Annotated in this window: 2 protein-coding genes; both read right to left on the bottom strand. The window is 65.4% G+C overall.

The features are described from left to right. Positions 1-62 precede the first annotated feature (62 nt). Positions 63-620: a thiol:disulfide interchange protein DsbE gene (gene dsbE, locus ACLJPQ_RS22415; protein WP_000828293.1), complete on the bottom strand. Its 558-nt coding sequence runs from the start codon at positions 618-620 to the stop codon at positions 63-65. Further along, positions 617-1,327 (bottom strand): cytochrome c-type biogenesis CcmF C-terminal domain-containing protein (locus ACLJPQ_RS22410; RefSeq protein WP_281493232.1); only part of this gene is annotated, 711 nt, incomplete at its 5' end. The genes ACLJPQ_RS22410 and dsbE, both read right to left, overlap by 4 nt.

The following is a 1,327-nucleotide window of genomic DNA, read 5'->3' as shown; positions in this document are numbered from 1 at the left end:
CGCCCGCGCTGACCAGGCGATAACCAGCGCCAGCATCAGCATCACCATGCCCGGTAACAGTCTCATTGCGCCGCCTCCCGGCTGTATCTGTCCCACAGCGGTTTCAGTTCACTTTCCCATACCCGGGCATTCAAATCGCCCGCATGGCGGTAGCGGATAATCCCCCTGCCGTCGATGAGGAAGGTTTCCGGCGCGCCGTACACGCCCAGGTCCAGCCCCAGCATCCCGTCGCTGTCCGATAAACTCAGCGCATACGGGTTGCCCAGTTCCTTTAACCAGGCCACCGCCTTCGCCCGGTCGTCCTTATAGTTCAGCCCCACCACCCGGATACCCTGCGCAGAAAGCTGGTTCAGGTACTGATGCTCGGCGCGGCAGGTCGGGCACCAGGTGGCCCAGACGTTAAGCAGCACCGGTTTCCCCTGCGTCAGCACCTCCGCCTCATAGTACTGACCCGGCGTCTCCAGCGATTCCAGGCGGAACGCCGGCACCGGCTTTCCGGTCAGCGCCGATTCGAGATTCGTCGGGTCATCCCCCTGCGCGTTGCGCGCCAGCTGCCACAGCAGCGCCGCGGCAATCAGCAGAAAAATCAGCAGCGGTAATAACAGTACGTTGCGTTTCATCCGGCCTCCGGCAATGGTTTACGGCGGCGGTAGCGCGGGTCCGCCAGGCACAGCAGCCCGCCCAGCGCCATCAGCAGTCCCCCGGCCCATATCCAGCGGACAAACGGTTTGTAGTACAGGCGCACGGCCCACGCGCCGTTGTCCAGCTCCTCCCCGAGCGCGGCGTACAGGTCGCGGGTCAGCCCGCCGTCAATCGCCGCCTCGGTCATCACCATCCGGCTGGTGTTGTAGAGCCGTTTCTCCGCGTGCAGCACCGCCTCCGGCTCGCCGTGGCGCGTCACCCCGATGAGGGCCACCCCGCCGCGGTAGTTGGGGCCGGTGATGTCCCGCACCTCCCGGAAGGTGAAGCGGTAGTCGTGAATGGTCACGCTGTCGCCCGCCCGCATCCGCACGTCACGCTCCACGCTGTAATTCTGGCTGAAGGCGATGCCGGTAATCGTCACCGCCAGCCCGAGGTGCGCCGCCACCATTCCCCAGTAGCTGAGAGAGGTTTTCGTGCCGCGGGACACGCGCTGTACGGCTTCGGCCACCGCCAGCACCGCAATCCAGCAGGCCATCGCCATCCCCACCGCCGTCATGGCGATGATTTTATCTTCCAGCAGCCATGGCAAAAGTACCGACAGCACCAGGGTGGAGACAGCGGCAGCCCACAGCAGTTTCCTGATGTTACGCGGCCGGTCCCGGCCCCAGCGCACCAGCGGCCCCAC

The organism is Salmonella sp. SAL04213, assembly GCF_046550535.1.
Classification (GTDB): Bacteria; Pseudomonadota; Gammaproteobacteria; order Enterobacterales; family Enterobacteriaceae; genus Salmonella; species Salmonella enterica.
Note: the sequence above shows the minus strand (reverse complement) of the source record. Positions and strands in the feature narration are given on the sequence as shown.

Coding starts and splice junctions, on each gene's coding strand:
- dsbE (WP_000828293.1), bottom strand. CDS start 620: ATGAAACGCAACGTACTGTTATTACCGCTGCTGATTTTTCTGCTGATT.